The 6782-nt window shown below is 72.2% G+C and carries 6 protein-coding genes; all 6 read right to left on the bottom strand.

Translation table 11 applies throughout. The annotated features are described in order from the left end of the window. Positions 1-253: 253 nt before the first annotated feature. The 6 genes from KUM40_RS20820 to zapE all read right to left on the bottom strand — a co-directional run bounded on the left by KUM40_RS20820 (position 254) and on the right by zapE (position 6605). Positions 254-1693, bottom strand: a complete 1440-nt coding sequence (locus KUM40_RS20820; protein ID WP_217167532.1) for a PhoX family protein — start codon at positions 1691-1693, stop codon at positions 254-256. 89 nt (positions 1694-1782) lie between these two features. Then, complete coding sequence (locus KUM40_RS20815; protein WP_217167531.1) at positions 1783-2559, bottom strand: slipin family protein; 777 nt, start codon at positions 2557-2559, stop codon at positions 1783-1785. Between the two features lie 119 nt (positions 2560-2678). Beyond that, positions 2679-4169, bottom strand: a complete 1491-nt coding sequence (locus KUM40_RS20810) for a SulP family inorganic anion transporter (protein ID WP_217167530.1) — start codon at positions 4167-4169, stop codon at positions 2679-2681. A gap of 8 nt (positions 4170-4177) precedes the next feature. Then, a complete protein-coding gene (locus KUM40_RS20805) occupies positions 4178-4759 on the bottom strand; it encodes a carbonic anhydrase (RefSeq protein ID WP_217167529.1) in 582 nt (193 codons plus the stop codon). 80 nt (positions 4760-4839) lie between these two features. Further along, the gene (locus KUM40_RS20800; protein ID WP_308401198.1) at positions 4840-5124 is read right to left on the bottom strand and encodes a hypothetical protein; all 285 of its coding nucleotides are present in this window, start codon (positions 5122-5124) and stop codon (positions 4840-4842) included. Positions 5125-5477: 353 nt separating this feature from the next. Beyond that, positions 5478-6605: a cell division protein ZapE gene (zapE, locus tag KUM40_RS20795; protein ID WP_217167527.1), complete on the bottom strand. Its 1128-nt coding sequence runs from the start codon at positions 6603-6605 to the stop codon at positions 5478-5480. Positions 6606-6782 lie beyond the last annotated feature (177 nt).

The raw sequence follows: 6782 nt of genomic DNA, 5'->3' as shown, positions 1-6782 counted from the left end.
GAGGGGGACGGGGCGGGCGCCGAGGGGGCCGGGCGGGGGGCCTGCTGCTTGGCCTCGGTGGTTCCGCAGGCGGCGAGTGCGGCGCCCAGGACACAGAGGGCGGCTGCACGTCGTACGAGAGTGATCATCGTACGAACGTATGAGTGTGATGTCTTGTTTGTGTGACTGTGCGGTGCGACGTGCCGAGGGGTCACCCTCCCGGGTCAGGCCGGGCGGGGCGCACCACGCCCGGCGCTCGCCGGTGCCGGACGTGCTACCTGCGCCAGGGCCCCGTCACCGCGAAGGTCGTGCCCGGCGTGTAGCAGTTGACGTACATCGTGTCGCCGTCGGGGGAGAAGGTGACCCCGGCGAACTCACCCCACTGGGGTTCCTCCTCCGTGCCGATGTTCTGCGCGCCGCGGGCCATCGCGTACACCTCGCCGCGCCGGGTCAGGCCGAAGACGTGCTGTGCGCCGTTGCCGTCCTCGCAGACCATGAGGCCGCCGCTGGGGGCCAGGCAGATGTTGTCCGGGGACTCGCCCGGGAGCTGCACGTCGGTGTCGGGACCGAAGACGATCACCAGGGTCAGGCGGCGCCGCTCGGGGTCGTAGCGCCAGATCTGGCCGTAGTGGTCGGCGGCCGAGCCCTCGTCGCTGTGGGCGAAGGACGACACGAAGTACACGCTGTGCCCGCCCCAGTAGCAGCCCTCCAGCTTCTGCGCGTGGGTGATGCCGCCGCGGCCGAAGTCCTGGAAGCGGATGGGCGTCTCGGCGGCCAGCGGGTCGGGTACGTCCACCCACTCGATGCCGTCGAAGCAGGCGCCCGTCTCCTGGATCGAGGACAGGTCGGGCACGCCGGGCACGCGCATCGCCTGGAGCCTGCCGCCCGCCCGCAGGGAGCCCGTGCCGCCCAGCGGCTTCTCCGGCAGGAACCGGTAGAAGAGGCCGAAGGGGCGCTCGAACGCGTCCTCCGTCTCGTACACGACGCCGCGCCGCGGGTCCACGGCGATCGCCTCGTGCTGGAAGCGGCCCATCGCGGTCAGCGGCACCGCGCCCGTGCGGTGCGGGTCGACCGGATCGACCTCGAAGATGAAGCCGTGGTCCTTGGTGTAGCCGTTGGTACCGGCCCTGTCCTCGGTCTCCTCGCAGGTCAGCCACGTGTTCCAGGGAGTGTGGCCGCCCGCGCAGTTGACGGCCGTACCGGCGATGCCGACCCGCTCGGACAGGACGTGGTTGCGGGAGTCCAGCTCCAGCGCCGTACAGCCGCCCTTGCCCTCCGGGTCGTACGTCAGTCCCTCGACCGTCGGGACCGGGACGCGGCCGTCCTCGCGGTTCTCGTGATTGCGGACGAGGAGGGTGTGGGCGTGTCTGCCGGAGGAACGACCCGAATGACCCGGACGATCCGGACGACCCGAATGATTTGAACGAGCCGGGAAGGCGGACATGCCGTCGTGGTTGGACGGCACCTTGCCCTCGCCGGAGCGCAGCTCGTCGCCCTCGCGGGACAGCACCCGGTAGCTGAAGCCCCTGGGCAGGTCGAGCAGCCCGTCGGGGTCGGGGACGAGGGGGCCGTAGCCGGTGTGGCCCAGGGGCTGGGCGGCGGCGGTGCCGGCGAAGAGTTCGGAGACGGCGCCGGTGAAGGCGATGCCTGCGCCCAGGGCTCCGGTACGGGCGAGCACCTGGCGTCGGGTCGCCGCGCGACTGGACATGGACATGGGGGTGACCTTCCTGCTGGCGGACAGGACTGCGACCCGCCGTGTCTATCACCTGACAGAAGTCCCGGGAACCACGCGTGTAGCTCGTGTCACCGCTCGACCGGATGCTCCTGGGCCTTCTCCAGGAACCGCAGCAGCTCCACCGGGAAGGGCAGCACCAGGGTCGAGTTCTTCTCGGCGGCCACCGCGACGACCGTCTGCAGCAGGCGCAGTTGCAGCGCCGCGGGTGTCTCGGACATCTCCCGGGCCGCCTCCGCGAGCACCTTCGACGCCTGGAGTTCGGCGTCGGCGTTGATGACCCTGGCCCGCCGCTCCCGGTCGGCCTCGGCCTGGCGGGCCATCGAGCGTTTCATGGTGTCGGGCAAGGAGACGTCCTTGATCTCCACCCGGTCGATCTGCACGCCCCAGCCGACCGCCGGGCTGTCGATCATCAGCTCCAGGCCCTGGTTCAGTTTCTCGCGGTCGGACAGCAGATCGTCCAGGTCGCTCTTGCCGATGATCGAGCGCAGCGAGGTCTGGGCCATCTGCGAGACGGCGAACCGGTAGTCCTCCACCCGGACCAGCGCGTTGGCCGCGTCGACCACCTTGAAGTAGACGACCGCGTCCACCCGCACGGTGACGTTGTCGCGGGTGATGCCCTCCTGCGCGGGCACGGGCAGCGTGATGATCTGCATGTTCACCTTGTGCAGCCGGTCCACGAACGGCACCACCATCGTGAACCCGGGCCCCCGCGTCTGACCCGCGAGCCGTCCGAGCCGGAACACCACTCCCCGCTCGTACTGCTTGACGACCCGCGCCGCCGAGGCGACGTAGACCACTCCGGCGCCGCCGGTGGCGGCAGCCGCGGCCAGGAGCTCCTGGAGCATGGCGACCTCCTCACTCGGAGGACCTTTTTCGCCTTCACCCTTCCTGCCACGATAGGCCCGACGCCCGGTCCGAGGCCATGCCCCGGACCGGGCGCCGGGCTCTCCGTTACACCTCTGCGCTACACCGCCGCCCGCTCCGGCGCGGTGACCTTCACCGGGTCGGTGCCGGTGGCACTGTGCCGCTCGGCCCAGTTCTCCAGCGCGCTGCGGCAGGCGTGGTCCAGGTGGTGCAGCCCGGACAGGTCCAGCTCGACCGGGCGGTCCTGCGGCAGCGCCTCCAGGCTCTCCAGGATCTTCGGCAGCCTGAGGAAGGTCGCGTTGCCCGACAGGTGGGCCTGGACGGGACCGGCGCCCTTGTCGACGATCTCCAGCCTGAGGTGGGAGGCCTCCCAGGCGGTCTTGGCCACGGACAGCGCCAGACCGATCAGCACGCCCTCGAACATGTTCACCGCGACGATCGACACGGCCGTGACCACCAGGATCAGCGCCTCGCCCCGGTGCTCGCGCCACAGCGGCACGATGCCGCGGAACGGGATCAGCTTCCAGCCCGCGTGGACCAGGATGCCGGCCAGCGCGGGCAGCGGGATCAGCGCCAGCGCGGACGGCAGCAGCGCGGCGAACAGCAGCAGCCACACGCCGTGCAGCACCCGGGACGCCTTGGTCCGCGCGCCCGCGCCGACGTTGGTGGAGCTGCGCACGATGACCGCGGTCATCGGCAGCGCGCCGAGCACACCGCACACGGTGTTGCCCACGCCCTGTGCCATCAGCTCCTTGTTGTACTCGGTGCGCGGGCCCTTGTGCAGCCGGTCCACCGCGGCGGCGCTGAACAGGCTCTCCGCCGAGGCGATCAGGGTGAAGGCGACGATCGTGCCGAAGATGCCCACGTTCGCCAGCTCGCCGAAGGCGTCGGCGCCGGGCGGCTGGATCACGTCCAGCAGGCCGCTCACCTCGACGGTCGCCACCGACAGTCCGAAGACCGCCGTGACCGCCGTGGCCAGGCCGACCGCGGCCAGCGCGCCCGGCACGGTCCGCACCGCGCCCGGCAGCCGCTTCCACAGCACGATCACCGCGACGGTGCCCGCGCCGAGGGCGAGCGAGGTGAGCGCCTCGGTGCTGCCCAGCGCGTCGGCGGCGGCCCCGGGCAGCCCGGTGAGCTTGTCGAGGCCGGAGGCGGGCGCCTCAAGCCCGGCGGCCGAGTAGAGCTGGCCCGCGATGAGCACGAGACCGATGCCGGCCAGCATGCCCTCGACGACCGAGAGGGAGATCGCCCGGAACCAGCGCCCCAGCTTCAGGGCGCCCAGCACGAGCTGGATCAGACCGGCGGCCAGCACCATCACACCGAGCGCGGGCAGCCCGTACTCGTCGACCGCGCCGAAGACCAGCACGGTCAGGCCGGCGGCCGGGCCGGAGACCTGGAGGCTGCTGCCCGGCAGGAATCCGGTGACCAGGCCGCCCACGATGCCGGTGACCAGGCCGAGTTCGGCCGGGACACCGGAGGCGACGGCGATGCCCACGCACAGCGGGAGCGCGACCAGGAACACGACGAGCGAGGCGGTGAAGTCCTGCCGCCAGTGCGGGAACCTGCGGCTCTGATCGGCTATGTCGTTCATGCCGGCGCTCACAGCGTCTCGAACGCGTCGGTGTCCGCGTGGTGTTCGCGCACGATTCCGGTGTGGACCTCGTAGTACCAGCCGTGCATCCGCAGCCGGCCGTCCGCCAGCCGCTGTTCGACACAGGGGTAGGAGCGCAGGCGCAGCAGTTGCGCCAGTACGTGGTGCTGTACGGCCTCGGCGACGGTGGGGTCGGCCGCGTCGCACGGCTTCGGCTCGTCCGCGGCGTGCGCCAGCCAGTCGCGTACGGCGGGTACGGCGGTCAGGTCGTCGCCGCGCACCAGGGCGCCGACGGCGCCGCAGTGCGAGTGGCCGCAGACCACGATGTCCGTGACGCCGAGGACCTGGACGGCGTACTCGATGGTGGCCGCCTCGCCGGAGGGACGCTCGCCGCCGTACGGCGGGACGATGTTGCCCGCGGTGCGCAGCTCGAAGAGCTGGCCGGGCCGGGCGCCCGTGATCAGGGCCGGTACGACCCGGGAGTCGGAGCAGGTGATGAACAGGACTTCGGGCGACTGGCCTTCGGCGAGCCCGGCGAACTCCTCAGGGCGCTGTCCGAACGTACGGGCGTTGTCGATGAGGGGCTGCATGATGGGGTGATTCCTCCTGGCGCGCGGTTGGGGGCGCGTCGGACGGGCGGGACATGGGTGGGGGAGGTGCGGGCCGGCCTTCAGCAGCGGAAGACCTGAAGTGCCGCCGGGGAACGGTCCGTCGCGGGTCTGGACCGGTGGCCTGCCGCCGTGCCGGACGCGACGGACTCGGACACGGCCGGGACGCGCTGCCGCGGGAGCGGGCGCTCGGGTGCCTCGGGCCGGGGTGCGGCGGCGGTGCGGTGCCGGTCCCGGACGCGGGCGGGACCGTGCGGGTTCCCGGAGCGGCCGGAGTCGCGGCAGTTGACCCGCTCCTCGTGCGACGCCGTGCCGGAGAGGGTGATCGCGGCCTGGGTGTTGGCCACGGCATCACGGCTTGTATGCGCGAATGCGAACGAAGCGGCGGGAGTGAAGAGCTGGAGGGCCACCAGGACGGCGGCGAGGAGCGGAACCCGCGTCAGGGCCGTGGCACCTCGGAACATACGCCCCCCTCCAGGCAGTTCACGGCAGTTCACGCTCTCGATGCGTGCCGGTGCGTGGTCGGTGCACGGTGCATCGCTGGGTCAATGCTCGTTCAACGCATGGTCAATGCGCGGTCAAGAAGCACGTTAACCCTGCATAGAGCTTTGCTGGGTTAACGTAGCGTTACGAGCTGAAGAGAGCCTGAAAATCGCGGGTGGGTTGGCGCGAACGGGCCGTTCTCAGGGCGTGTCGACTCTCAGGGCGCGTCGACGAGCCGTGCCGCGTCCCGGGCCAGCGCGGTGAGCCGGGAGATCGCCCGGAAGTACTTCTTGCGGTACCCGCCCTTCAGCATCTCCTCGCTGAAGAGCCGGTCGAAGGGCTGCCCGGAGGCCAGGACGGGCACCTCACGGTCGTAGAGCCGGTCCGCGAGCACCACCAGCCGCAGCGCCGTCGACTGGTCCGGCACCGGACGCACCCCGGTGAGGCACACCGCCGTGAGGCCGTCGGTCAGCGCGCCGTAGCGGCTGGGGTGGACGCGGGCGAGGTGGTCGAGGAGGGCGGGGAAGTCGTCCAGGGACGCGCCCTCGGCGGCCCGCGCCGCGCGGGTCACCTGCTCGTCGGAGTACGGCGCCGGGGCCTCGGGCAGGCCGCGGTGGCGGTAGTCCTCGCCGTCGATGCGCAGGGCGCGGAAGTGCGCGGACAGGCCCTGGATCTCACGCAGGAAGTCGGCCGCCGCGAACCGGCCCTCGCCGAGCTTGCCGGGCAGCGTGTTGGAGGTGGCGGCCAGCGCCACACCCGCCTCCACGAGCCGGGCGAGCAGGCTGGAGACGAGGACGGTGTCGCCGGGGTCGTCCAGTTCGAACTCGTCGATGCACAGCAGACGGTGCCCGGAGAGGGTCCGCACGGTCTGCTGGAAGCCCAGGGCGCCGACGAGGTTGGTCAGCTCCACGAAGGTGCCGAAGGCCTTGCGGGAGGGTTCGGCGGGGGTGGCGTGCCACAGGGAGGCCAGCAGGTGGGTCTTGCCGACGCCGTAGCCGCCGTCGAGGTAGACGCCGCGGGGACCCGCGGGCGCCTTCGGTGCCCGGCTCCGGCCGAGGCCGAAGAAGCCGCGCCTGCCGGTGGCCGTGCCGGGCGCCTCGCCCAGCCCGGTCGCGAAGTCCTCCAGGACCTGTACGGCCTCGCGCTGGCTGGGCTGGTTCGGGTCCGGGAGGTACGTGCTGAAGCGGACCGAGTCGAACCGGGGCGGGGGCACCATCTCGGCGACCAGCCGGTCCGCGGGGACACGGGGCTCGCGGGCGCACAGCGAGAGCGCGGCCGGCGCCGTCCCGGATATCGGGGAGCGGCCGGAGGGCGTGGAACCGGGGGCGGGGGAGGCAGAGGACACGGGGGTCCATGGTAGGCCCTGCCAGACGACAGCCCACCGCCACACGGACACCTCCCACGCCGGTCGGGCATGGGGTGGGGGCAGACCGGGGGGCGAGGAGCGAGGGCGAGGGGGAAGGGCGCGGGGCGAGGCGCGAGAGGTGCGGGGGGGAGGGAGAGGGGCCGCGGCGCGCGGGAG

Source organism: Streptomyces sp. AC512_CC834, assembly GCF_019049325.1.
Classification (GTDB): domain Bacteria; phylum Actinomycetota; class Actinomycetes; order Streptomycetales; family Streptomycetaceae; genus Streptomyces.
The sequence above is the reverse complement of the archived record's forward strand: the minus strand, read 5'-3'. Positions and strand labels throughout refer to the sequence as shown.

Excerpts from the sequence above, each read along its gene's own strand:
- KUM40_RS20820 (WP_217167532.1), bottom strand. The coding sequence starts at position 1,693 with ATGTCCATGTCCAGTCGCGCGGCGACCCGACGCCAGGTGCTCGCCCGT.
- KUM40_RS20815 (WP_217167531.1), bottom strand. The coding sequence starts at position 2,559 with ATGCTCCAGGAGCTCCTGGCCGCGGCTGCCGCCACCGGCGGCGCCGGA.
- KUM40_RS20810 (WP_217167530.1), bottom strand. The coding sequence starts at position 4,169 with ATGAACGACATAGCCGATCAGAGCCGCAGGTTCCCGCACTGGCGGCAG.
- KUM40_RS20805 (WP_217167529.1), bottom strand. The coding sequence starts at position 4,759 with ATGCAGCCCCTCATCGACAACGCCCGTACGTTCGGACAGCGCCCTGAG.